This is a genomic window from Kribbella caucasensis (assembly GCF_004361855.1).
GTDB classification, from domain to species: Bacteria; Actinomycetota; Actinomycetes; order Propionibacteriales; family Kribbellaceae; genus Kribbella; species Kribbella caucasensis.
Window position 1 is genome coordinate 56,150 of sequence record NZ_SNWQ01000013.1, and the last position, 24,034, is coordinate 80,183.

The 24,034-nt window shown below is 68.9% G+C and carries 20 protein-coding genes; 15 read left to right on the plus strand and 5 right to left on the minus strand.

Annotated elements, in window-relative coordinates; all coding sequences use genetic code 11:
* Positions 1 to 17: 17 nt before the first annotated feature.
* The 5 genes from EV643_RS25310 to EV643_RS25330 all read left to right on the plus strand — a co-directional run bounded on the left by EV643_RS25310 (position 18) and on the right by EV643_RS25330 (position 3,015).
* Complete coding sequence (locus tag EV643_RS25310; RefSeq protein ID WP_202869749.1) at positions 18 to 566, plus strand: PaaI family thioesterase; 549 nt, start codon at positions 18 to 20, stop codon at positions 564 to 566.
* On the plus strand, positions 563 to 1,015 hold the full coding sequence (gene dut / locus EV643_RS25315) for a dUTP diphosphatase (protein WP_133802635.1): 453 nt from the start codon (positions 563 to 565) through the stop codon (positions 1,013 to 1,015). Before EV643_RS25310 ends, dut begins: the two co-directional genes overlap by 4 nt.
* 96 nt (positions 1,016 to 1,111) lie before the next feature.
* Entirely contained in the window at positions 1,112 to 1,762 is a 651-nt protein-coding gene (locus EV643_RS25320) for a DUF3710 domain-containing protein (protein WP_133802636.1), read from the plus strand.
* A 55-nt stretch (positions 1,763 to 1,817) separates the two neighbouring features.
* Complete coding sequence (locus tag EV643_RS25325) at positions 1,818 to 2,207, plus strand: OB-fold nucleic acid binding domain-containing protein (RefSeq protein WP_133802637.1); 390 nt, start codon at positions 1,818 to 1,820, stop codon at positions 2,205 to 2,207.
* Entirely contained in the window at positions 2,200 to 3,015 is an 816-nt protein-coding gene (locus EV643_RS25330) for a DUF3159 domain-containing protein (protein WP_133802638.1), read from the plus strand. The genes EV643_RS25325 and EV643_RS25330 overlap by 8 nt, the downstream gene beginning before the upstream one ends.
* Before the next feature lie 53 nt (positions 3,016 to 3,068).
* On the opposite strand, the gene EV643_RS25335 is transcribed toward EV643_RS25330, so the two are convergent.
* Entirely contained in the window at positions 3,069 to 3,746 is a 678-nt protein-coding gene (locus EV643_RS25335) for a potassium channel family protein (protein ID WP_133802639.1), read from the minus strand.
* Positions 3,746 to 4,408: a potassium channel family protein gene (locus EV643_RS25340; RefSeq protein WP_133802640.1), complete on the minus strand. Its 663-nt coding sequence runs from the start codon at positions 4,406 to 4,408 to the stop codon at positions 3,746 to 3,748. The genes EV643_RS25335 and EV643_RS25340 overlap by 1 nt, the downstream gene beginning before the upstream one ends.
* Before the next feature lie 94 nt (positions 4,409 to 4,502).
* Here EV643_RS25340 and EV643_RS25345 point away from each other — a divergent pair, with 94 nt between their 5' ends.
* The 7 genes from EV643_RS25345 to EV643_RS25375 all read left to right on the plus strand — a co-directional run bounded on the left by EV643_RS25345 (position 4,503) and on the right by EV643_RS25375 (position 17,436).
* The gene (locus tag EV643_RS25345) at positions 4,503 to 6,533 is read left to right on the plus strand and encodes an APC family permease (RefSeq protein ID WP_133802641.1); all 2,031 of its coding nucleotides are present in this window, start codon (positions 4,503 to 4,505) and stop codon (positions 6,531 to 6,533) included.
* Positions 6,530 to 7,699: a class I SAM-dependent RNA methyltransferase gene (locus EV643_RS25350; RefSeq protein ID WP_133802642.1), complete on the plus strand. Its 1,170-nt coding sequence runs from the start codon at positions 6,530 to 6,532 to the stop codon at positions 7,697 to 7,699. The genes EV643_RS25345 and EV643_RS25350 overlap by 4 nt, the downstream gene beginning before the upstream one ends.
* Before the next feature lie 84 nt (positions 7,700 to 7,783).
* On the plus strand, positions 7,784 to 12,028 hold the full coding sequence (locus tag EV643_RS46525) for a hypothetical protein (protein ID WP_133802643.1): 4,245 nt from the start codon (positions 7,784 to 7,786) through the stop codon (positions 12,026 to 12,028).
* 97 nt (positions 12,029 to 12,125) lie between these two features.
* Complete coding sequence (locus EV643_RS25360) at positions 12,126 to 13,058, plus strand: LLM class F420-dependent oxidoreductase (protein ID WP_133802644.1); 933 nt, start codon at positions 12,126 to 12,128, stop codon at positions 13,056 to 13,058.
* A gap of 228 nt (positions 13,059 to 13,286) precedes the next feature.
* Positions 13,287 to 16,070: an aconitate hydratase AcnA gene (gene acnA / locus EV643_RS25365; RefSeq protein WP_133802645.1), complete on the plus strand. Its 2,784-nt coding sequence runs from the start codon at positions 13,287 to 13,289 to the stop codon at positions 16,068 to 16,070.
* 49 nt (positions 16,071 to 16,119) lie between these two features.
* Positions 16,120 to 16,350, plus strand: coding sequence for a cold-shock protein (locus tag EV643_RS25370; protein WP_133802646.1), 231 nt, complete (start codon positions 16,120 to 16,122; stop codon positions 16,348 to 16,350).
* A gap of 351 nt (positions 16,351 to 16,701) precedes the next feature.
* Positions 16,702 to 17,436 (plus strand): sulfite exporter TauE/SafE family protein, encoded by a 735-nt coding sequence (locus EV643_RS25375; protein WP_133802647.1) that lies wholly within the window; start codon positions 16,702 to 16,704, stop codon positions 17,434 to 17,436.
* A 62-nt stretch (positions 17,437 to 17,498) separates the two neighbouring features.
* Here the strand turns inward: EV643_RS25375 and EV643_RS25380 are convergent, their stop codons facing one another.
* The gene (locus tag EV643_RS25380) at positions 17,499 to 18,350 is read right to left on the minus strand and encodes a zinc metalloprotease (protein WP_133802648.1); all 852 of its coding nucleotides are present in this window, start codon (positions 18,348 to 18,350) and stop codon (positions 17,499 to 17,501) included.
* A 193-nt stretch (positions 18,351 to 18,543) separates the two neighbouring features.
* On the opposite strand from EV643_RS25380, the gene EV643_RS25385 reads away from it, so the two are divergent.
* The 3 genes from EV643_RS25385 to EV643_RS25395 all read left to right on the plus strand — a co-directional run bounded on the left by EV643_RS25385 (position 18,544) and on the right by EV643_RS25395 (position 21,582).
* Entirely contained in the window at positions 18,544 to 19,107 is a 564-nt protein-coding gene (locus EV643_RS25385; protein WP_133802649.1) for a HEAT repeat domain-containing protein, read from the plus strand.
* A gap of 117 nt (positions 19,108 to 19,224) precedes the next feature.
* Positions 19,225 to 19,818, plus strand: coding sequence for a DUF3558 family protein (locus EV643_RS25390; RefSeq protein WP_166665572.1), 594 nt, complete (start codon positions 19,225 to 19,227; stop codon positions 19,816 to 19,818).
* Positions 19,819 to 19,917: 99 nt separating this feature from the next.
* Positions 19,918 to 21,582, plus strand: a complete 1,665-nt coding sequence (locus EV643_RS25395; protein WP_133802651.1) for an alkaline phosphatase D family protein — start codon at positions 19,918 to 19,920, stop codon at positions 21,580 to 21,582.
* A gap of 43 nt (positions 21,583 to 21,625) precedes the next feature.
* On the opposite strand, the gene EV643_RS25400 is transcribed toward EV643_RS25395, so the two are convergent.
* Together EV643_RS25400 and EV643_RS25405 are read right to left on the minus strand one after the other, a co-directional pair.
* A complete protein-coding gene (locus EV643_RS25400; RefSeq protein WP_133802652.1) occupies positions 21,626 to 22,042 on the minus strand; it encodes an HIT family protein in 417 nt (138 codons plus the stop codon).
* Complete coding sequence (locus EV643_RS25405; protein WP_133802653.1) at positions 22,042 to 23,949, minus strand: Na+/H+ antiporter; 1,908 nt, start codon at positions 23,947 to 23,949, stop codon at positions 22,042 to 22,044. Before EV643_RS25405 ends, EV643_RS25400 begins: the two co-directional genes overlap by 1 nt.
* Between the last annotated feature and the right edge of the window lie 85 nt (positions 23,950 to 24,034).

Consider the following 24,034-nt stretch of genomic DNA (forward strand, 5'->3'; position numbering starts at 1 on the left):
CGGTAGGGTCGCCTCTCGTGATCGAGCCACCAAGCCGGACGGCGACCCCGCAGCGCGAACTGGAACCGCCGGTGCGCCATCCGGACGCGCCGGCCCCCGGCACGGTGCTCCCGTCGCACTACGAGAACTGTGTTGCCTGCGGTCCGTCCCACCCGACCGGCCTGAGGCTGGTGTCGACGGCCGGACCCGACGTGACCATCACCGGTGAGTTCACCGTGACCAGGGACCATCAGGGCGCACCGGGGCTCGCCCACGGCGGCGTACTGGCATTGGCGCTGGACGAGACGCTCGGTGGGCTGGCCTGGTTGCTGCGGAAGCCGATGGTGACGGGCCGGCTGGAGACGGACTACATCCGGCACGTGCCGGTCGGGACCACCCTGTCCCTGGAGGCGCGCTGTCTCGGGTTCGCCGGCCGACGGATGTACGCGAAGGCGGTCGGCCGGTTGAGCGGCAGGGTGGCGTTGCGGGCGAGCGCTGTGTTCGTTGTAGTCCCGCCGGAGCATTTCGTCGAGCACGGCACCGACATGACGGCCGAGAACGTCCACGACTACGAGGTGAACCCATGACCGAGGTACTGATCCAGCGGCTCGACCCGGAGCTTCCCGTCCCGGCGTACGCGCATCCCGGGGACGCCGGCGCGGATCTGGTGACGACCAGCGACGTGACCCTCAAGCCGGGGGAGCGGGCCCTGGTCGGCACCGGTATCGCGATCGCCCTGCAGGACGGGTACGCCGCGTTCGTGCACCCGCGATCGGGGCTGGCGGCCAAGCACGGCGTGACGCTCGTGAACGCACCGGGCACTGTGGACGCGGGCTACCGTGGCGAGATCAAGGTGTGCCTGGTCAACCTCGACCCGGCGGCCGAGGTGACCCTGCACCGCGGCGACCGGATCGCGCAGCTGGTGATCCAGCAGGTCGAGAGGGCCCGGTTCGTCGAGGTGACCACGTTGCCCGGGTCGGCGCGCGGCGACGGCGGACACGGTTCGACCGGCGGTTTTGCCGGTGTGAAACGCTGACCGGGTTCCATCCGTTGAACTTCTGGATGAGCGAGACTACGGCGGGGTCGCACCGCCGCACGATATGACTGACGATGCAGGAAGTAGGCAAGAGCAGTGATCTTCCGCCGCAAGGGCAAGAACGACGACACGGTCTCGACCGACGTGGATGAGGCCGTCGACGAGGGTGGCGCCGCTACCGCGGAGGGCCCGTTCGACGTCAGCGAAGTGGACCCCGCCACGCTCGAGGCCGAGGACCGGATCGACCTCGGCGCCCTGGTGATCACCGGGCTGCCCGGGATGGAGCTGCGGCTGCAGGTCGACGAGCAGAGCGGCGACGTCCAGGCGATCCTGCTGGTGCTGGAGGACTCCGCGCTGGAGCTGCGGGCCTTCGCGGCGCCTCGGACGAGCGGGATCTGGTCCGAGGTGCGCCGTGAGATCGCGGCCGAGGCGACCCGGATGGGCGGCACCGCGACCGAGTCCGAGGGTCCGTTCGGTACCGAGCTGGTGCTGGTCGTCCCGGTTCAGGACCCCGAGGGCCAGATCTTCAGCCAGACCTCCCGGGTGATCGGCGTCGACGGACCCCGCTGGCTGCTCCGGGCCACCGTGCTCGGCCGCGCCGCGGTCGAACCGGACGCGGCGCCGCCGATGGAGGAGGCGCTGCGCAGCGTGGTCGTCGTCCGCGGTTCGGAGCCGATGGCGCCGCGCGAGTCGCTGGCGCTGCGGCTGCCTGCCGGAGCCCAGCCGGCCGCCGAGGAAGAGGCCTGAGAACCATGTCCGGATACCGGCCGAACACGTCAGCGAGCGGATTAGACTGATGCGTATGGGGAGCGACAAAGGGGCGGGACTACTGCGCCGCGCGTTCCGTGGGCTGGCCGGTGATCGCGACCAGCAGGACGCCGAGGTGTTGCAGGACTTCGCCCAGGACTGTGGTGCGAAGTCGATCACCGGTTGTAAGGACCGGGAGCTCGTCACGCTGTACGGCACCCTGCGGACGATCACGTTCAGCCCGCGCGGCGGCGTACCGGCGCTGGAAGGCGAGCTGTACGACGGTACCGGCGCGGTGAAGCTGATCTGGCTGGGCCGGCGCAAGATCGCCGGGATCCACCCGGGATCGGAGCTGATCGCCTCCGGGCGGATCGGTGTCGTGGACGGTGATCGGGTGATGTTCAACCCGCGCTACGAGCTCCGTCCGACGGCAGCTCATGGCTGAGCCGGGATCCCGCGGGGACCAGCTCGACGGTCGGCATCAGGTCGAGGAAAACCTGGAAGAGAAGCTCGTCGAGATCCTGCGGCCCGAGCTGGATGCGGCCGAGCACGAGCTGACCGATTCGGCGCCGGCCGATGACAAGACCGAAGCCAAGCCGCAGACCACCGACAAGGACTTCTTCCACGCCTTCGGCGGCTGGGGTGCCCTGCTCGACATCGGTCTGCCGTGGATCGCGTTCCTGATCGTCTATGGCGCCTCCGACCACGACCTCAGGCTCGCGCTGATCGTCGCCGTCGCCTGTGGTGCGGCTGTCGCCCTGCTCCGGTTGATCCGCAAGCAGCCCATGCGCAACGTGTTCGGCGGCTTCGTCGGCGTCCTCATCTCCGCCTGGGTCGCCAACCGCAGCGGCCGCGCCGAGGACGTGTACCTACCGGGCCTGCTGATGAACCTCGGCTACGGCGCGCTCTACCTGCTCACGGTTCTCTTCCGCTGGCCCCTGTTCGGTGTGCTCTACGGTCTCATCACCCAGACCGGTACGGCGTGGCGCAAGGACCCGGCCATGCTCCGCGGCTTCAGCCGAGCCACCCTGGTCTTCGTCGGCCTGTTCGCCATCCGCCTGGTCGTCCAGGTGCCGCTGTATCTCACCAGCAGCCTGAACGCCCTAGGCATCGCGAAGGTCGGCATGGGCCTCCCGCTCTACGCACTCGCGCTCTGGCTTGCGTACGCCGTCCTGCGGGGGTCCCTCCCGCCGGACAAGTGGGACGAAGCCCGGGACCACGTCACCAACCTCCTCCGCGGCAACAAGAAGTAACGTCCGAAGAATCGAGGGTCAGAGCCCTCGGTTCTTCGGACGCAACGGCCTCGTCAGCCCTCGGCGCGGCGGTGGTGGGGGGAGAGCATGTCTTCCAGTTGCTCTTCGGTTTCGTCGGCGGCGACGAAGAGGAGCTCGTCGTTGAGCTCGAGGGTACCTTCGGGGTCGGGACGGAGGACGCGGCCCTCGCGGATGATGGTGACCAGGGCGGTGTCGGTCGGCCAGTCGATGTCGCCGACCCGGCTACCGATCATCGGGGAGTCCTCGGGCAGGGTCAGCTCGACCAGGTTCGCGTCGCCCTGGCGGAAGGTGAACAGCCGGACCAGGTCGCCGACCGAGACGGCCTCCTCGACCAGCGCCGACATGATCCGCGGCGTCGACACGGACACGTCGACTCCCCAGGCCTCGTTGAACATCCACTCGTTTCGCGGATGGTTGACCCGGGCAACGGTCCGCGGTACGCCGAACTCGGTCTTCGCCAGCAGCGACACGACCAGGTTCACCTTGTCGTCACCGGTGCTCGCGATCGCCACCTGGCACCGCTGCAGTGCGGCCTCCTCCAGCGACGACAGCTCGCAGGCATCGGCGAGCAACCACTCGGCCCGGGGTACGGTCTCGGCCTTGATCGCCCGCGGGTCCCGGTCGATCAGCAGGACCTCGTGGCCGTTCTCCAGCAGTTCGGCGGCGATCGACCGCCCAACGTTTCCGGCACCCGCGATGGCTACTCGCATCACTCCTCCTCAGGCTTGGTGCCGAGCTGGGACTCGATCGCCGCGGCGTCGCGTTCCAGCATGATCACGTGCACCAGGTCACCCTCCTGGATGACCGTGTCGGCCTTCGGCAGCAGCCCTTCGCCGAGCCGGGTCAGGAACGCGACCCGGGCGCCGGTGGCCTTCTCGATGTCGAAGGCAGCCCGGCCGACCCAGCCGGAGTCCACGTGCACCTCGGCCAGCCGGACCGTGCCGGAGGGGTCGCGCCACTCCGGTTCCGCTCCGTGCGGCAGCAGCCGGCGGATCATCTGGTCGACGGTCCAGCGCACCGTGCCGACGGTGGGGATGCCGAGCCGCTGGTACACCTCGGCGCGACCGGGGTCGTAGATCCGGGCAACGACGTTCTCGACGCCGAAGGTCTCCCGGGCCACCCGGGCGGCCAGGATGTTGGAGTTGTCCCCGTTCGAGACGGCCGCGAACGCCTCGGCCTCCTCGATCCCGGCCTCGATCAGGATCTCCCGGTCGAACCCCATCCCGCTGATGGTCCGGCCGGAGAAGTTCGGGCTGAGCCGGCGGAAGGCATCAGCGGACTGATCGATGATCGCGACCGTGTGGCCGCGCTTCTCGAGCGTCCTGGCCAGCGTCGACCCGACGCGTCCGCAGCCCATGATGACGACGTGCACTTCGTGATCACTCCTTGCCCCCGGTGGGGCCGCTGGCATCGAATCGGCGGTGTAGACGCTACACCGGACCGGGGCTGCCTCTAACATCACCGGTGTGACTCCCGCTCTCGGCGATATCGGCAAACGGCTGCTACTCGGCCGCAAACTGCGCAGTACCCAGCTCGGAGAGACGCTGCTACCGAAGCGGATCGCTCTGCCGGTGTTCGCCAGCGACGCGTTGTCATCGGTCGCCTACGCCCCGGACGAGATTTTCCTGACCCTGTCGATCGCGGGGCTGGCGGCGATGACCTTCTCCTGGAAGGTCGCCATCGTCGTCGCGGTGGTCCTGCTGGTCGTCGTGCTGTCCTATCGCCAGAACGTGCACGCGTACCCGTCCGGTGGCGGCGACTACGAGGTCGCGAACGTGAACCTCGGTCCGACAGCCGGCCTGACGGTCGCCAGCGCGCTGCTGGTCGACTACACGCTGACCGTCGCCGTTTCGATCTCCTCGGCCGCCCAGTACGCCGCCTCGGCGATTCCGGCGCTGGAAGGGCATCAGGCGACGGCCGCTGTCATCGCGGTGCTGTTCCTCACCACGATGAACCTGCGCGGCGTCCGCGAGTCCGGTACGGCGTTCGCCATCCCCACGTATGTCTTCATGGTGACGATCCTCGGGATGGCCGCCTGGGGATTCGGCCGGTACCTGCTCGGCGACCTGCCGGAGGCGTCCAGCGCGGGGTTCGACATCGCCCCCGAGGAACAGTTCACCCACGGTGTGGGTGGTCTCGCGATGGCGTTCCTGGTGCTGCGTGCCTTCTCCTCCGGCTGCGCGGCACTGACCGGCGTCGAGGCGATCAGCAACGGCGTACCGGCGTTCCGGAAACCGAAGAGCAAGAACGCGGCGACCACGCTGATGCTGCTGGGCTGCATCTCGATCACGATGGTGCTCAGCGTGGTCACCCTGGCCAACGTGATGAAGGTCCGATTCGCCGAGGATCCGGCCACTCAGCTCCTCCGGGACGGGGTTCCGGTCGGTGAGGGGTATCACCAGGATCCGATCATCGGCCAGCTGGCGAAGGGGATCTTCGACCACTTCTCACCCGGCTTCTACCTGGTCGCCGCAGCCACCGGCGTCATACTTGTCCTGGCCGCGAACACCGCCTTCAACGGGTTCCCGGTGCTCGGCTCGATCCTGGCCCGGGACGGCTACCTGCCCCGCCAGCTGCACACCCGCGGTGACCGGCTCGCTTTCAGCAACGGCATCGTCATCCTGGCCGGGTTCGCGATCCTGCTGATCGTCGCGTTCAATGCCGAGGTGACCCGGCTGATCCAGCTGTACATCGTCGGCGTCTTCGTCTCGTTCACCATCAGCCAGACTGGCATGGTCCGGCACTGGACCCGCCTGCTGCGCACCGAGCAGGATCCGGGCCGTCGGCGCAAGATGCAGCGGTCGCGCGTCATCAACGCGGTCGGGCTGTCCTTCACCGGCGTCGTGCTGATCGTCGTGCTGGCGACCAAGTTCCTGCTCGGTGCCTACATCGCGATCATCGCGATGGCCGTCCTCTTCCTGATGATGAGGGGCATCCGGCGGCACTACGAGACGGTGCGCCGGCAGATGGCCGTGGAGGAGGATGATCAGCTGACGCTGCCGTCCCGGGTGCACTCGATCGTCCTGGTGTCGAAACTGCACAAACCGACGCTGCGGGCGCTCGCGTTCGCGAAGGCAGCCCGGCCGTACACGCTGGAGGCGGTTACGGTCGACGTCGACCGGGAGGAGTCGGACGCACTGCAGGCCGAGTGGGATCGGCACGAGGTCCCGATCCCGTTGAAGCGGTTGGCCTCGCCGTACCGGGAGATCACCCGGCCGATCCTGCAGTACGTGCGCGACATCCGGCGGCAGTCGCCGCGGGACGTGGTGATGGTCTACATCCCGGAGTATGTGGTCGGGCACTGGTGGGAGCAGGTCCTGCACAACCAGAGCGCTCTGCGGCTCAAGGTCCAGCTCTTGTTCACACCTGGTGTCATGGTTACGTCCGTTCCTTACCAGTTGCTCTCGTCGCAGGCAGCCGAGGAGCGGAAGGACCGGGAGGAGCGGGTGGCCGGGCAAGTCCGCCGGGGCGCCCGCAAGACGTCAGGAGATCGGTGACGGACGAGAACATCGTCGGAGCGGTACTGGAGCTCGAGGTCGGGCCGGTGGCGCACGGGGGGCACTGTGTTGCGCGGTATGACGGTCAGGTGGTGTTCGTCCGGCACGCGTTGCCCGGGGAGACCGTCCGTGCTCGTGTGACCGAGGAGAACGCCAAGTACCTGCGGGCCGACGCGATCGAAGTACTGGTGGCGTCGCCGCACCGGATCGAACCGCCCTGCCCGTACGCCGGGCCGGGGCGCTGTGGTGGTTGCGACTTCCAGCACGCGAACATCGTCGAACAGCGCCGGCTGAAGGCGACCGTGGTGTCGGACACGCTGCGCCGCATCGGTGGCATCGAGCGGACCGTGGTGATGGAGTCGCCCGGTGACGACGGGCTCGGCTGGCGGACCCGGATGCGGTACGCCGTGGTCGACGGCCGGCCGGGTATGTACGCGCACCGCTCGCACGACCTGATCCCGATCGACCGCTGCCTGATCGCGCACCCGGACACGCCGCCCGTGCTCGACCAGCGATGGCCCAATACGTCGTCGGTGCAGGCGGTGGTGTCGTCGGAGGGCAAGACCGCAGTACTGACAGACGAGGAGTCGGGCGGCCGAGTGGTCGAGGTGGTCCGGAACAGGCGGTTCCGGGTAGAGGCAGGCGGGTTCTGGCAGGTGCATCCGGCCGCCGCGTCGACCCTGCTGGACGCCGTGATGGCCGGCCTCGAACCGGCCGCGGGCGAGACCGCGCTCGACCTGTACTCCGGCGTGGGGCTGTTCGCCGCCTTCCTGGCCGAAGCGGGGTGCGCAGTACTGGCTGTCGAGGGCGACCGGGACGCTGTGAAGAACGCACGGCGCAACCTGCACGACCTGCCGGATGTGACGCTCCAGCAGGGTGATGTGGACCGGGTCCTGAACGATGCGGCCGGGCAGGGCCTGGAGTCGGTCGACCTGGTTGTCCTGGACCCGCCGCGGACGGGTGCGGGAAAGGACGTCGTACGGCGGATCGCCGCGTTGTCGCCGCGTCGGGTCGCGTATGTGGCGTGTGATCCGGCGGCGCTGGCGCGGGATCTGAAGACGTTCGGGACCCTCGGGTACGGGGTCAGCTCACTGCGGGCATTCGATCTGTTCGGGATGACACATCACATAGAGTGCGTGGCTGTGCTCGAACCGGTCATTGGTTAGTGTCGGGCGGCTCGGGTACCGTTCTGGCCTGTTATGGCCCGTGCTCTTGCTCTTGCTCGGACGCTGCTGGAGACCTGATACCCGATGCCGCTGGTGGATCTGGACGACCCCGACGATCTGCGCGCCCGCTGGAGCGCGCTGGCCGCGGTCGCCCATGCCACTGGGTTCGACCGGCGCTGGTACGCCGACGAGCTGGGCTGGTACCACCAGGACGAGACCGGATCCGACCTGCGGATGGTCCGGCTGGAGGGCGGCCGGGCGGTGCTATTCGGGTTCCACACCCAGCACAGCCGGACCGCAGGTGCCGATCTGCTCGCCGGTGCGCCGGACTGGATCGGGCAACCGGAGGTGCGCGAGCGGATCGCGGCCAGGCGGCTCGGATTCGTGTACGGCAGCTTCAACGGGACCTGGGCGCGCGCGTCGTACGAGGGTGATCCGTGGCAGCCGATCGACGACGGGTTCGCGCCGATCGGCTCCTGGCTGACCTCGGACGAGGAGGCCGCGCATGAGTTGGTCGAGTGGTGCGCGGAGTGGGCCGGGTACCGCGGCGAGCGCGACTCGTTGCTGGTGGGCGCGCGCGGGCTGATCGGGTCGCTGACGTTCGACGGGTTGCTGGACTTCTTCGAGCGGCTGGGGATCGGGCCGAGGTCGCCGCTGCAGCCGGACGTCCGGGCTGGGTTGATCGCGGCGGAGCAGTTCAACGGTGGTTCGTTGGTCGCGGCGGCCGCGGTGGTCGACGCCCAACCCGCTCCGGCCGCCCGCGCTCCTGAGGTCCCCGACGTCCCAGTGTTCCCGGCCGTCGCTGAGGTCCCGGCCGTTGCTGAGGCTTCAGGTGTTTCGGACGTTGCTGAGGATGAGGACGAGGAGGAAGAGCTCTTCATCGTCCCAGCCGGGTTCAGCCCCTTCACCGGCCAGCCGATCGACGACGGCCCCAGCGCCCCGATCCCCAGCGACCCGTACGTCGGGGGACCGGGGCTCTCGGCGACTGAGCCGCCATTCACCCCGGAGCCACCGTTCACGCCCGAACCACCATTGCAGCCGGAGCCCCCGCTGCGACCGGACGACCCGTTCAGCCCGCAACCGCCGTACCAGCCCGAGCCGGAACCCGAACCCGACCCGGCCCGCGAGGACGGATACGGCGTCGTCGGCAAGAAACGCCGCTTCGGCCGCAAGAAGAAGCGCGACGAGGACGACGCCTCTCTCGTCGGCCTGGGCTTGGTCGCCCCCGACCCCACCCCGTCGCCCGAAGCTCCCACCCCATACGCCGCCCCTGGCACCACCCCACCTGACGCCGGCTTCATCCCAGCCGCCGGCGGAGTTGCCGCGGGAACCGATCCCTACATCGGCCCCGGCATGTACGCCGGCTCGTACAACACACCTCTACCGTCGTCAGAACCACCCCGTGTCGGCACTCCCGTGGATGACGGCGAGGACTACTACGCTTCCCTGTTCGTCGACGCACCCGCCGCCGCGACGTACGTCCCCGACGTAGAAACCGACCAGGTCAGTACCCAGCAACCACAGCAACAGCCCACCCCGGCCTGGACCGACGACGCCACCAGCGAGTACAACCCCTTCCCCGACCAACCCACCCCGGTCTCCGCCTCCGACGACACCGGCGTAATCCCGCCAATCCCAGACGTAGACCCGACCGAAGACACCGGCATCATCCCCCCGGTAGACGCCCCCACCGACCTGGCGGACGAGAGCGCACCCGCGCAGCCCCCTCCCCAGCAACACCCGCGCGAGGACAGCCCTACCGAGCAGCAGCCCTGGCAGGACACTCCCGCCCAGCAACACCCGCAGGAGGACAGCCCTACCCAGCAGGCCTGGCAGGACAACTCGGCCCAGCCGCCCTGGCAGGACGGCCCCGCCCACCAGGCCCACGCACCCGGGCACCTTCCGGAGCCGCAGTCCGGTCTCGCCCCCGGTCAGTGGAGCGGCGGCGTCTGGATCAACGGCCAGTGGGTACCAGACGCCACCGCCTACCAGACCGGCACCGCCACCCCCGCATCCCCCACCGACCCACCCCAGCCCTCACCGATCACCCCGCCCGCCCAACCAACCCCCGGCACAACCCACCCCTCCGCACCCCCTGCTGCCCGCACCAACCCACCCCCGACCAACCACGAGCCGACGCCGCCCCACGCCAACCCCGCCTCGACCGGTTACGAGTCGCCATCTGCCCGAGCCGATGCGGCCTCGGCCGACTACGAGCGGACGCAGGCTCAGGCCGATCCCGCCTCGGCCAGCTACGAGCCGACGTCTTTCCAGGCCGATCCCACCCGGGCCCGCTCCGAGCGGATGCAGGCCCACACCGATCCCACCTCGGTCACTTACGAGCCGACACCTGCCCAGGCCGATCCCGCATCGGCCCAGCACGACTCCACGCGGGCCCGCACCGACGCGGCTCCGGCCGGCTACGAGTCGACACCGGGTTGGGTCGATCCCGCCTCGATCGGTTACGAGTCAACACCTGTCGGCACCGAGGCAACGTCGACCGTGGCGGATGCCCAGGAACTCGCCGGCCCGGCGTCCTCTATCACCGCCGAGCCGGGCCTCTCCAGCGAGGACGACGCGCCGACCGCCGAGATCGCCGCGATCGTCGACGACGAGACCGAGCCCACCGCATCCGCACAGCCCACATCCGTGGAGCCCCCGTCCGTCGCCCCCTCCGCTTCCGGACACACCGCCGGACCCGCCGCAGACGGACACGCTGGCGGACCGGCCGTCGCCGGATCCGCCGGAGCCGCGGGAGCTGCCGCCGGAGCCGCGGGAGCTGCCGCCGGATTGGCCGGACCCGCCTCCGCAGCCACTGACGGACCTGGCTCTGCCGGTGCTGTCCCGCTCGGGGCCCCGTCCGCCGGAGGGGTATCCGGCTCGGACGTTTCCTCGTCTGACGTCTCCGCGGGGGCTGAGAGTGCTTCCGCGTTCGAGGTGGACGATGAGTACGAGGAGGAGTACTACCCGACCACCCGCTCCCCGTTCGCGCCGGTCGAGGACGATGCGGACTTCGAGCCGGGCCTGAACGGGTTCGCCGACGACGACCAGTTCCACGACGAGATCATCGGCGGCGCGGACTGGACCGCCGACCAGCTAGGCGACACATCCTGGCCCTCGAACGAGACCCACGAACATGCTCAACCGTCCGCTCGACCCGCCCCGCAACACCAGGACGAGCCATCCCAGGCGACCGCAGACCCTGAACACACGCCGGAGCCGACCGCCAAGTCACCCCAGCCGGCCGATCAGCAGCAGCACCAGCACGCCGTCCACCACTCGTCGCAGTCCGACCACGCCGCCAACCAACGTCCCGACCCGTACGCCGATCGGGAGAGCGACGGGCTCGCGGAGCCGCAGGGGGACCGGTACACCAACCAAGGTGACGGCTCACTCGGCGACCTTGACCGCGGCGGTTCCGCAGAGCACCCGCGGGACCGGTTCGTCGACCAAGGTGCGGACTCGTTCGGCGACCTCGGGCGCGACGGTTTCGCGGAGCAGCAGGGGGACCGGTTTGCCGGGCAAGGTCCTGACTCGTTTGCTGACGAGGAGCGGTTCGACGAGCTGCCGGAGGAGCGGTTCGCCGGCCAGGTGAATGGGCTGTCGTCGGACCACGGGCGCGAGCAGCATGCCGAGCCGGAGCAGGTCGGCCTGGGCGATCAAGGGCCCGCGAAGGACCCGCACGACGCCCTGTCGGATGGTCGGCGGGACACCGCATCGGGTGATCCGCACGGCGATTACCCCAACGGATCGGGCAAAGCGACGGGCAACGGGCTGGCGTCCGTCGTTGCGGCGGGGATGGCCATTCCCGGGCTCGGGCTGGTCGGGTCGGACGGGCCGCGGATCGAGCCGGAGCCTGGGTCGATCGAGGAGGCCATGCGGGCGGAGTACGAGCGCCCCCGGCCGCGACCGCAGGAATCGCCCGCGATGACGGCGTTGCACGAATGGTGCCGGGCGCGGACGAAGATCGTGCCGTCCGGGTTCACCATCCAGGTACAGGTTCTCGACCCCGCCGCGCCGTCGTACCGGTTCGATCTCGAACCGCCGCAGGTCGACGACCCGCAGTACGGCGATGACTGGCTGAGCGAGTTGCTCGGCGATCTGTGGATGACCGAGTCGCAGGGTGAGCTGGGCGGCTGGCTGTTCGCCCGGATCGATGCGGCCGGGCGGACACTGCGGATCGACCGGTGGTACGACCAGGTGCCGGACTGGTGGGACAACCCGATCCCGTCGCGGTTCGACGTCGAGGGACTGGTCAGGCGGCTCTACCGACGCGGGCCGAACTGGCAACCGTCGTACCTGGAGAAGCTCTACACGGCCTCACGCTGACCCCGTCCGGACCCCCGCTGACCTCGCTGCGCATTCTCAGTGCACTCTCGATGAACTCTGGCCTCGACGGCCGCAAACGCGAGATAGCGTTGTCCGCATGTTGCTCAGGATCTTCACCGAACCCCAGCAGGGTGCGTCCTATGACGACCTGCTCGCCGTCGCGCGCAAGACGGAGGAGTGTGGCTTCGACGCGTTCTTCCGTTCCGACCACTACCTCGTGATGGGTGACGGTGACGGCCTGCCCGGCCCGACCGACTCCTGGGTCACGCTGGCCGGGCTGGCCCGGGAGACCGAGCGGATCAAGCTCGGCACGCTGGTCAGCTCGGCGACGTTCCGTAGCCCCGGTGTGCTGGCGATCAGCGTCGCCCAGGTCGACCAGATGAGCGGTGGCCGCGTCGAGTTAGGCCTGGGCGCCGGCTGGTTCGAGGGCGAGCACGCGGCGTACGGGCTGGACTTCCCCGACACGGTTGGGCGGTTCGACCTGCTGACCGAGCAGCTCGAGCTGATCACCGGGCTGTGGGACACACCGGTGGGGGAGAAGTACAGCTTCGACGGCAAGCACTACCAGCTGAAGGACTCACCGGCCCTGCCGAAGCCGGTGCAGCAGCCGCACCCACCGATCATCGTCGGCGGCGCGGGCAAGAAGCGGACGCCCGCCCTCGCGGCGAAGTACGCGGCCGAGTTCAACGCGGGTTTCCGCTCGGTCGAGGAGACCACAGCGATGTTCGAGCGGGTCCGCGCGGCCTGCCGGGCCGGCGGTCGCGACCCACAGACCCTCGCCCTGTCGACCGCCCACACGGTTGTCGTCGGCAAGGATGACGCCCAGGTGAAACAACGCGCCGCCGCGATCGGCCGCGACGTCGAGGACCTCAAGCAGAACTCCGTCGCCGGTACGCCGTCCGAGGTGGTCGACCGCCTAGGCCAGTTCGCCGAGGTCGGCTCCCAACGCCAGTACGTCCAGATCATGGACCTCGCCGACCTGGACCACCTGGACCTGATCGCGTCAGAAGTCCTCCCCCAGGTCTCCTGAGACCGGTCGAGAGGCAGCTATTCCGACTTAGCTGCCCTAAGTCGGAATAACTCCACCGCTATTCCGACTTAGGCGCCGGCTCTGGTGGAAGAAGTGGCTCGATGTCGTGTATCTTGATGTCGAGAGATTCTGGAGTGGGAGGTTAGGGCAGCCTGATCTCCCGGCCGGGCCGGGTGCTCGGCAGGATGGGCTCTAGCAGCGGACCGGACTGGATAGAGGAGCGGGTTGATGGCCAGCGTCGACAGCTTCGGTGCCAAGGGTGCACTCGAAGTCAACGGACAGTCGTACGAGATCTTCAGGTTGGCGGGGATCGAGGGCGCGGAGACGCTGCCCTACTCGCTCAAGGTGCTGCTGGAGAACCTGCTGCGCACCGAGGACGGTGCGAACATCACCGCCGAGCACATCAGCAAGCTCGGCAACTGGGATGCGAACGCGGCGCCCGACACCGAGATCCAGTTCACCCCGGCGCGGGTGATCATGCAGGACTTCACCGGTGTGCCGTGTGTGGTCGACCTGGCCACCATGCGCGAGGCGGTCGCCGAGCTCGGTGGCGACCCGACCAAGATCAACCCGCTGGCGCCGGCCGAGCTGGTCATCGACCACTCGGTGATCATCGACGTCTTCGGCCGGCAGGACGCGTTCGAGCGCAACGTCGAGCTGGAGTACGAGCGGAACCGCGAGCGGTACCAGTTCCTCCGCTGGGGACAGACGGCGTTCGACGAGTTCAAGGTTGTCCCGCCGGGCACCGGCATCGTGCACCAGGTGAACATCGAGCACCTGGCCCGCACGGTGATGGTCCGCAACGGTCAGGCGTACCCGGACACCTGTGTCGGCACCGACTCGCACACCACGATGGTCAACGGCCTCGGCGTTCTCGGCTGGGGCGTCGGCGGGATCGAGGCCGAGGCGGCGATGCTCGGCCAGCCCGTCTCGATGCTGATCCCGAAGGTCGTCGGCTTCAAGCTCACCGGTTCGGTGCCGGCCGGCGCAACCGCCACCGATGTCGTGCTGACGATCACCCAGATGCTGCGGCATCACGGTGTGGTCGGCAAGTTCGTGGAGTTCTACGGCGATGGTGTGGCCGCGGTTCCGCTGGCGAACCGCGCGACGATCGGCAACATGAGCCCGGAGTTCGGTTCCACCTGCGCGATCTTCCCGATCGATGACGTGACGCTGGAATACCTCCGGCTCACCGGTCGGAGCGATGACGAGGTCGCCCTGGTCGAGGCCTACGCCAAGGAGCAGGGCCTATGGCACAACGCCGAGGTCGAGCCTCGCTTCTCGGAGTACCTGGAGCTTGATCTGTCCACGGTCGTACCGTCGATCGCCGGCCCGAAGCGGCCGCAGGACCGGGTCGCTCTGAGCGAGGCAAAGGAAGCCTTCCGCGGAGCGCTGGACGACTATGCCGACGGTGACGACCCGGATGTCGACCCCGCGGTGGTCGGCAGCTTCCCGGCCAGCGACCCGGCCGGGCCGAACGGTCACGGTCACGGTCATGACGAGCCGCACGTGCCGCACGGCGGCAAGGGCCGCCCGTCGAAGAAGACCAAGATCACCCTGGACGGCGCGGAGACCGAGCTGGACCACGGTCACGTGGTGATCGCCAGCATCACCTCGTGCACCAACACCTCGAACCCGTCGGTGATGCTCGCGGCCGCGTTGCTCGCGAAGAACGCCGTCGACAAGGGACTGGCCTCGAAGCCGTGGGTGAAGACGTCGCTGGCGCCGGGCTCGAAGGTCGTCACCGACTACTACGAGAAGGCAGGCGTCACGCCGTACCTGGAGAAGCTCGGCTTCCACCTGGTCGGCTACGGCTGCACCACCTGCATCGGCAACTCGGGCCCGCTGCCCGAGGCGGTGTCGGCCGGGGTCCAGGAGGCCGACCTGGCGGTCGTGTCGGTGCTGTCCGGCAACCGCAACTTCGAGGGCCGGATCAACCCGGACGTGAAGATGAACTACCTCGCCTCGCCGCCGCTGGTGATCGCGTACGCGCTGGCCGGCACGATGGACTTCGACTTCGAGACCGATGCCCTGGGCAAGGACACCGACGGCAACGACGTGTTCCTGTCCGACATCTGGCCGAGCGCCGACGAGGTGGAGAAGGTGATCGCCAGCTCGATCAACAAGGAGATGTTCACCAAGGACTACGCCGACGTGTTCGCCGGTGACGAGCGCTGGCAGTCGCTGCCGACGCCGGAGGGCAAGACGTTCGCGTGGGACGCCGACTCGACGTACGTGCGCAAGCCTCCGTACTTCGAGGGGATGGCGCACGAGCCGTCGCCGGTCACCGACATCAGCGGGGCCCGGGTGCTGGCCAAGCTGGGCGACTCGGTAACCACCGACCACATCTCCCCGGCTGGTTCGATCAAGGCGGACAGCCCGGCCGGCAAGTACCTGGCCGAGCACGGCGTGGACCGGAAGGACTTCAACTCGTACGGGTCGCGGCGCGGCAACCACGAGGTGATGATCCGCGGCACGTTCGCGAACATCCGGCTGCGCAACCAGATCGCGCTCGGCACCGAGGGCGGTTTCACCCGCGACTTCACCAAGGACGACGCGCCGGTCACCACGATCTACGACGCAGCCCAGGCCTACGCCGAGGGCGGTACGCCGCTGGTGATCCTGGCCGGCAAGGAGTACGGCTCTGGTTCGTCGCGTGACTGGGCGGCGAAGGGTACGGCGCTGCTCGGGGCTAAGGCGGTCATCACCGAGTCGTTCGAGCGGATCCACCGGTCGAACCTGATCGGTATGGGCGTGCTGCCGCTGCAGTTCCCGGAGGGCGAGAACGCGGAGTCCCTCGGGCTGAGCGGCGAGGAGACGTTCGACATCACCGGTGTCACCGCACTGAACGACGGCGAGATCCCGCGCACGGTGCATGTCAAGGTGACCGCGCCGGACGGGTCGGAGAAGGAGTTCGACGCCGTCGTCCGGATCGACACCCCGGGCGAGGCCGACTACTACCGCAACGGCGGCATCCTCCAGTACGTCCTCCGCTCCCTGATCGCGAACTGACAGATCGCGACTCGCGAGCCATCCGCATGACAGGTCGCGGGTTGGCCGGATGACAAAACCGGATGGGCCGGTGGTCGGCCGGGTCCGGGACTGGTACGACGAGGAGGGCTGGGGCGTGATCGAGAGCCCCAGTACTCCCGGCGGCTGCTGGACCCACTTCAGCGCGGTCGAGGCCGATGGGTTCCGGTCGCTGCGCCCGGGCGCCTCTGTCGAGCTCCGCTGGGAGGCGGTCGAGCAGGACGGCTACGAATACCGCGCCACCTGGATCCGCGAAGCCTGACTCCAGGACGACGATCAGCCGGAGGGCCTCGAGCGATGCACCGGCTCAGCACCGCGATCGCGCGCAGCTCAGAGGTTGGCCTCTGAGCTGCATGGTTAGCCCACCAGATTCCGAGGGGGCAACCATGCAGCTGGAAGGTTAGCCTCTGAGATTTCGGGCGGCGGGGCGCTCGGGGTGGGTCGGGCGGTGGTCGGAGGGCGCTGTGGTCGGGGCGTTCGGTGGTTCGGGCGTGCTGTGGTTGGGGCGGGTGGTGGTGCTGTGGTCGGCTCGGGTGTGGGCGGCTCGGGTGTGGGCGGGTGCGGATCCGTTGGCTGGCAGCGGTTCGGGGACTAGGGGAAGGTTGGGTGGCGGGTGGAGGCGGAGATCCTGCTGGTGGGCGGGCTTTCCGTGGTGCTGGCCGCGTTGGTGCAGGGGACGTTGGGGCTTGGGTTGTCGTTGGTTGCGGCGCCGGTGGTCGCGCTGCTCGATCCGTCGCTGATGCCGGGCGGGATGCTGGTGCCGGGCGGGATGCTGGTGCTCGGGATGGTGATGCCGGCCCTGACGCTTGCCCATGAGTGGCGGCATGTTGCGTGGCGGCAGGCCGGCTGGCTTACGAGTGCGCGGGTGGTGACGACACCGGTTGGGGTGATGGTGCTCGGGTGGTTGTCGGCGCGGGCGATCGGGGCGGTGGTTGGCGTGGTGGTGCTGGCTGCCGTTGGGCTGACTGCGTGGCGGTTGGAGGTCCGGGCGACGACGCGCAATCTCGTGATCGCCGGTGCGGTGGCTGGGGTCTCAGGGACGGCTGCCTCGATCGGTGGGCCGCCGGCTGCGGTGGTTCTTCAGCATGAGCAGGGTTCGCGGCTTCGGGCGACGCTGGCGGCGTTCTTCCTGATCGGTTCCCTGGTGTCGTTGGTTGCCTTGGCGGTTGGTGGTCAGCTGACTGTTCATCAGGTTGCGTACGGTGCCACGTGGATCCCGGCGTTGGCGGTTGGCTTCGGGCTCGCGGTACCGCTGCAGAAGCGGATCCGTGGGCCTTGGCTTCGGCGGGCCGTGCTGTTGGTCGCCGCGGTGTCGTCGATCGTCGTCGTACTGCGCGCCGTGCTGTGAAATGGCCGTGCTGCCGGCGCGGGGCGCCGGCAGCACGGGGTTGTCAGGTCAGCTCGGGACGATCACGTGCCCGGGCGGGGGTAGAGCAGGTTGAGGACCTGGAAGTCCTGGGAGGACGGGCGGACTGACCAGCCCGCGCCTACCGTGCCGCTCTTGAGGCAGCTGTTGGTGGACGAGTTGTGGTCGAGGCCCAGCGCGTGACCGAGTTCGTGGCAGGTGGTCTTGCGGCGCTGGGTCGTGTTGCTGAGCAGGCGGGTGTTGAGTTCGACCTTGGCGGGACCATTCGGCGCGTTGGCCGCCCAGCTGGTCTGGCCGTACCAGCTGAGACTGCTGTTGACGGCGTACACGTGCACGCAGTGCCGGCCGCCGCCGGGGCAGCCCTGGGTGTGCCAGCGGTAGTAGGCGTCGATCCCGGGCGACTGGTACCAGTCCGCGACCGCGTTGGTGACCGGGTAGCCGGCCGGCGTGTGGTCGAGGAAGTAGACCTGCGGGTCGTTGAAGCCGTTGTACGCCCAGGCGTGGTTGCACCAGGCCGCCGCGGTGCCGTAGGTCGGGCAGGCGAGGACCGCGTTCTGCTTGGTCTCCACCTTCTCGCCGGCGTTCAGCACACCGGTGATCCCGCGGGCACGCAGTTGGGCCCGAAGGCGTTCAGCGGAGCCCGCCGGTTCGTAGCGGGTGATCGCCGTGATGACGCCGAGCCCGTTGCGGGTGACAACCACCACCTCGTCGTCGTCCGCCTGCTTCGAAGCGGCTGCCGCGGCGGTGGCTGGCGGGGCCACCGATGCGGCGTCCGCTGTAGTCGGTTGGGTGACGGTTGCAGCACTGGCAGCCGGTCCCCACGCGGCTCCCGCGGTCGCCAGTGCGAGCAGCGCAGTGGCTCCCGCGGCGACGGTTCGTCGGTTGATGAATCTCACTTTTGTTTCCTCCCCAGTTGGTGGGCGGTGACCGGCCAGTGGCTGGCCGGTAACTCCATGACACCGGCGGGGGATCGGTTACGGACAGGCAGATGACCCGGCAGCTTGGTTGCTGCCGGTGATCAAAAATTGCCAGACCGGGGTGGTGGGGTGGGGAAGGAAGTTTGTCGGAGTGGCGCGGTTTACTGCTGTCATGGCCGAGGACGGACGGGAACATCCGCGCGAGCTGATCCGGGCCGCGTGCGCCGAGTACGGCGAGGACGCGGTGATCGACTGGTGCGTCGAATTGCTCAGTGGTGCCGTGTCGCCGGAGGACGCGTTCGCGCCACCTCTGGTCGAGAAGCTCAAGTGGGTCGCGGGCCCGCTGGTGGGTGGTTGGGCGAAGCTCGATCCGGTCAACTTCTACTGGGTCCGGGTCTGGGCGGCCCGGGCGTTCCTGTACGTGTGGCGTGACGACGTGCTCGACGTACTGCGGGTCGCGGCTGACGACCCGGCCTGGCGAGTTCGCGAGCACGTTGCCCGGATCACCGCACAACGTGAGCTCGGCCAGTTGGTCGATGCGTTGATCCCGATGCTCGACCACGAACTGCCCCGGGTCCGCGCGTCCGCGGTACGGGCTGTGGGGGTGGCGGGGGAGTTCGAGCATGCCGAGGCGATCGAGGGGTTGCGTGACGATCCCGACCAGGCCGTCCGCGCGGCTGTTGAGCGGGCGCTGGAGAAACTCGAGGTCAGATTGGACCGCAGCCTGGACGACTAGCAGCCAACACCCGCGGTTGGTCAGCGCCCGTGCTGTTCATGTGAGTGGCGATTGGGCGTAACACAGGGCTGGCAGGGTGGGTGCGTCAAGGGGGCTGTCCGTTTCCGGGGGGAAATGATGAACAAGGGCCGATGGGCCATTTCGGTGCTGCTTGCGGTCGTACTGGCCGGGTGTGCGACCGAGCAACCGCAGTACGGGCCGACGGTGGCGGGTCCGACGACGACGCCGGGGTCGAGGACTCCGCGGCCGGTCGTTCAGGAGACGCTGGTGGAATCCGAGCCGAAGGTGCCGGTCACCGGTGCGGCGTTGTGCAAGTTGTTCACGACGGCCGAGATCACCAAGCTGCTCGGGCTTCAGGTCGGCAAGGTGGTCGCGAGCCGGCAAGGGCCGTACTCGAGCTGCACCTGGAAGACGACCAAGTCGGCCGGCGGGATCGTGACGATCACCCGGGCCGACGGACGGTACTACGCGGCGTACGAGAAGAAGATCGTCACCGTGTCGGAGGCGCGGAAGGCGCGCGGGCGCAAGGAACTCGAAGGGCTCGGAGCGGGTGCGTTCGCGATGGGCGCCTCGGTCAATGGGGTGCCTACCTGGCAGGCGGTCGCGTTGCAGGGTGGGCTGCTGACTGGCGTCGAGATTTCCGGTGCGGGCAGCAAGTCGAGTATCGCGACGGTCAAGGAATTCCTGATCGAGATCCTCGCCCGCGGCTGAGTACGAGCTGACCCTCAGCTGAGACTTTGGTGAGCGAGTGTCATCAACCTGTCATCTGGAAGTCAATCGTTGGCCTCCAACGGCGGGAACGGTCGGCGCATGGAGACCTCCCGTAGATCCGTCCTGAAAGCCGGTCTGGCTTCCACCGCGGCCCTCACGCCCGCCCTCGCCGCGCTCAGTACGCCGGCCACGGCCGCCGCGACTCCACTGGCGCAGAACCCGTTCACCCTCGGGATCGCATCCGGCGACCCGTGGCCGGACGGGTTCGTGCTGTGGACCCGGCTGGCACTGAACCCGATCGCCGAGGACGGCCTCGGCGGCATGCCGAGCCGCTCGTACGCCGTGCAGTGGCAGGTGGCGAGTGATCCGCGGTTCCACCAGGTCGTGCGATCCGGTGTCGCGGTCGCCCGGCCCGAACACGCGCATGCTGTCCACGTCACGATCGAAGGGCTCCAGCCTGCCCGCGAGTACTGGTATCGCTTCCGCGCCGAGGGTCACGTGTCGACCGCCGGACGAGCCCTGACCGCTCCGGCCCGGGGGACCACACCATGCGAACTGGCGATGTCGTTCGTCTCGTGTTCGCAGTACGAGCACGGCTGGTTCACGGCGTACCGGCGGCTGGCCGAGGACCACCCGGACCTGGTGCTGCACCTCGGCGACTACCAGTACGAGTACACGAAGGGCGCATACGTCGCGCCTGGTGGGAACGTCCGCGACCATGACGGGCCCGAGACCACCACGATGGCGTCGTACCGGCAGCGGCACGCGCAGTACAAGACCGACCTGGACCTGCAGGCCGCGCACGCGGTCGCGCCGTGGCTCGTCGTCTGGGACGACCACGAGCTGGACAACAACTGGGCCGACGAGATCTACGAGAAGCCGGAGATCCCGCAACCGGACTTCCTCGCGCGGCGGGCGGCGGCGTTCCAGGCGTACTACGAGAACATGCCGCTGCGCGCGTCGTCGAAGCCGCGTGGGATCGACATGCAGCTCTACCGGCGGGTGAAGTGGGGCGAGCTGGCCACCTTCCACATGCTCGACACCCGGCAGTACCGCGACGACCAGGGCTGCGGCGACGGCTACAAGGACTGCCCGGCCGCGTCGGACCCGAACCGCTCGATCACCGGGACCCGGCAGGAGAAGTGGCTGGTCGACGGCTTCCGCCGGTCGGAGGCGCGCTGGGACATCCTCGGGCAGCAGGTGTTCTTCGCCCAGCGGGACAACACCGAAGGACCGGTCAAGCTGACGTCGATGGACGCGTGGGACGGGTACGTCGCCTCCCGCGACCGGATCACCCGTGGCTGGGTGGACGCCCGGGTCCGGAACCCGGTCGTGCTGACCGGTGACGTGCACGCGCACTGGGCGTCGGATCTGAAGCTGGACTACGACGACCCGACCTCGCGGACGGTCGGCTCGGAGCTCGTCTGCTCGTCGATCACGAGTGGTGGGTCCGGGGCCGACTCGGCGTCCGGATCGCACCCGTGGCTGCGGTGGAACCCGCACCTGCGCTTCCAGAACAACCTGCGCGGTTACGTCAACACCACGATCACCCGCGAATCGCTGGCGGCCGACTTCCGGTGCGTGCCGCAGGTGAAGACGCCGGGCGCTGAGGTCTTCACCCGGGCGAGCTTCACGATCGAGGACCGCAGCCCGGGTTTGCAGCAGACCTACGACAACCCGCCGGCCCCCGCGGCCGTAACCACGCGCGCCGCCGCGGCCGACGAATCCGCCGACACCATCGCCTGGGAGACCGCCCGCCCGTGAGTACGTCGTGCTGAGTGGCCGAGGAGATGAACTCCTCGGCCACTCAGCCGGCGAGGGCGGTGCGGAGGCGTTCGGCGTAGGCCCCCGCCTCGTCCTCGTCGGCGTACTTCGTCCGGGGCCAGAAGAATCCGCGCAACCCGTCGCCCTTGGTCCGGGGGACCACATGGACGTGCAGGTGCGGCACGGACTGCGACACCACGTTGTTGACGGCAACGAAGGACCCCTGAGCGTCGAACGCCGTACGGACCGCAGCGGCCACCGAGCGGGCGGCGCCGAACAGCGGCACGGTGAGTGAGTCCGACAGCTCCACCAGCGTCGCGACGTGCATGCGCGGGACGATCAGGGTGTGGCCCTTGAAGACGGGGCGGACGTCGAGGAAGCCAACCACGTCGGGCGTTTCCAGGACGAACTGGGCCGGGGTCTTGCCCGCGATGATCGAGCAGAACAGGCAGTCGGCCATCAGCCGAGCTTCTCGTCCACGTAGCACCAGCGCCAGTTCTCGCCTGGTTCGAAGCTGCGCATCACCGGGTGCTTGGTCTCCTGGAAGTGCGCGCTGGAGTGCCGCATCGGCGACGAGTCGCAGCAGCCGACATGACCGCAGTCCAGGCACAACCGCAGGTGGACCCAGGTGGTGCCGTCGGCCAGGCACTCCTCGCAGCCCTCGGGGGTGTTCGGGGACAACACCATCGGTGCCGCCACCAGATGCTCGCACTCGCCGCCGGGCGGAGGCGGCACCCGGAGGTCCTCCGATTGTCCGCCGACGTCATCGGCTTCCGCGCGATCCAGGATTGACTCCTCGATGTCGAGCGCGATCTGCGCCCGCTGCAACACCTCGTCCGCGACCAGGCCCTCGTCCCGGACCTTGAGGATGTACTCCCGCTCCTTCTGCAGCATGGCCGTCCGCAGCCGGCGATAGGCCTCACTGGGTGTCTCGTACTCCGACTCGGGCCGGCCGAGTCGTTCCCACGCGGCCAGCGCCCGGGCCTCACCGCGTTGCCGGAGCAGCGTGACGACTTCTTCGGGCTCGTCCGACGTGACCAGCCGATCGAGCTCCTCCTCGGCGGCCTTGTGAGCGCCCTGCAGTACGGCGGCCTCCTGCAACGCGTCTTCGGCCGGATCAGGTCCGGGCAACCCCACCCGGCGTACGAGCCAGGGCAAAGTGGAGCCCTGGAGCAGCAGGGTGCCGGCCGTCACCGCGAGGGCGATGAAGACGAGCAGTTCGCGGTGAGGGGTGTTCTCGGGCAGCACGAACACGGCGGCCAGCGTGACCACGCCGCGCATCCCGGCCCAGGAGAGGACGACGAGCGCCGGAACCGAGACCGGCCCGGACGAAGATCGGCCGAGCATCCGCCGCGACAGGTAGACGACTGGGAACATCCAGATCGGCCGGAGCAGCACGACTGTGAGGAAGACGCCGATGGTGGTGACCGCGATCGTCATCGCCGACAGCGGGCTCTCGGCCAGGTCGTCGAGGATCCACCGGGTCTGCAGGCCGATCAGCAAGAACACCGCGTTCTCGAGCAGGAACTGGATCGTCCGCCAGTTGGTCCGCTCCGAGATCCGGGAGGCGGCCGACTGGATCACCGGCGACTTGTGCCCGAGAAGCAGACCGGTGACGACCACGGCCAGTACGCCGGACGCGTGCACGTAGTGGTTCTCGGCCGCGACGTACGCGATGAACGGCGCGGTCAGACTGAGCGTGGTATCGAGCACAGGGTCGGTGAACCGCTTGCGGACCTTGGCGAGCAGGACGGCGACGATCAGCCCGACCAGTACGCCGCCGCCCGCCGCCCGGAGGAAGTCCGTGCTGACGTGCAACACGGTCGGCGCCGTGACAGCCGCCGCGATCGCGGTCCGCAGACAGACCAGGGCGGTCGCGTCGTTCAGCAGGCTCTCGCCCTCGAGGATCGTCACCAGTCGGCGGGGAAGACCGATACGCTTCGCGATCGCGGTCGCGGCAACCGCGTCCGGCGGTGCCACGACCGCGCCGAGGGCGAACGCGGCCCAGAGCGGGAGCCGCTCCTGACCATCGGCATCGGCGAGACTGCCGAGCAACCAGTAGGCAACGAGGCCGACGCCGATCGCGGTGAACGCGACCAGCCCCACCGACAACGTGCCGATGGACCGGCGGTGCTGGGAGAAGTCGACCAGGCTCGTCTTGATCGCCGCCGAGTACAGCAACGGCGGCAGGAAGCCGACCAGGACGACCTCGGGCGTCAACTCGACCCGGGGGACGAACGGCAGGTAGGACGCCGCGATGCCGACCACTACGAGCAACAGGGGAGCCGGAACCCCGGTCCGCCGGCCCAGTGCCGCTCCGGCGGCGACCACGGCGACCAGGGCAACGATCTCGATCGCGATTTCCACGCGGACAGTTTGGCAGGCCGTCGCGGGTTCGGCAGCGCGGTTCGCCATCGGCTGAGCCGAGGCTGTTGCTGTGGCGTTGTCGGGC

What these genes read in the sequence shown, in the direction of transcription:
- EV643_RS25335 (WP_133802639.1), bottom strand. Translation starts at nt 3,746, where the DNA reads ATGCGAGTAGCCATCGCGGGTGCCGGAAACGTTGGGCGGTCGATCGCC.
- EV643_RS46525 (WP_133802643.1), top strand. Translation starts at nt 7,784, where the DNA reads ATGCCGCTGGTGGATCTGGACGACCCCGACGATCTGCGCGCCCGCTGG.
- acnA (WP_133802645.1), top strand. Translation starts at nt 13,287, where the DNA reads ATGGCCAGCGTCGACAGCTTCGGTGCCAAGGGTGCACTCGAAGTCAAC.
- EV643_RS25400 (WP_133802652.1), bottom strand. Translation starts at nt 22,042, where the DNA reads ATGGCCGACTGCCTGTTCTGCTCGATCATCGCGGGCAAGACCCCGGCC.
- EV643_RS25330 (WP_133802638.1), top strand. Translation starts at nt 2,200, where the DNA reads ATGGCTGAGCCGGGATCCCGCGGGGACCAGCTCGACGGTCGGCATCAG.
- dut (WP_133802635.1), top strand. Translation starts at nt 563, where the DNA reads ATGACCGAGGTACTGATCCAGCGGCTCGACCCGGAGCTTCCCGTCCCG.
- EV643_RS25325 (WP_133802637.1), top strand. Translation starts at nt 1,818, where the DNA reads ATGGGGAGCGACAAAGGGGCGGGACTACTGCGCCGCGCGTTCCGTGGG.
- EV643_RS25360 (WP_133802644.1), top strand. Translation starts at nt 12,126, where the DNA reads ATGTTGCTCAGGATCTTCACCGAACCCCAGCAGGGTGCGTCCTATGAC.
- EV643_RS25395 (WP_133802651.1), top strand. Translation starts at nt 19,918, where the DNA reads ATGGAGACCTCCCGTAGATCCGTCCTGAAAGCCGGTCTGGCTTCCACC.
- EV643_RS25390 (WP_166665572.1), top strand. Translation starts at nt 19,225, where the DNA reads ATGAACAAGGGCCGATGGGCCATTTCGGTGCTGCTTGCGGTCGTACTG.
- EV643_RS25370 (WP_133802646.1), top strand. Translation starts at nt 16,120, where the DNA reads ATGACAAAACCGGATGGGCCGGTGGTCGGCCGGGTCCGGGACTGGTAC.
- EV643_RS25385 (WP_133802649.1), top strand. Translation starts at nt 18,544, where the DNA reads ATGGCCGAGGACGGACGGGAACATCCGCGCGAGCTGATCCGGGCCGCG.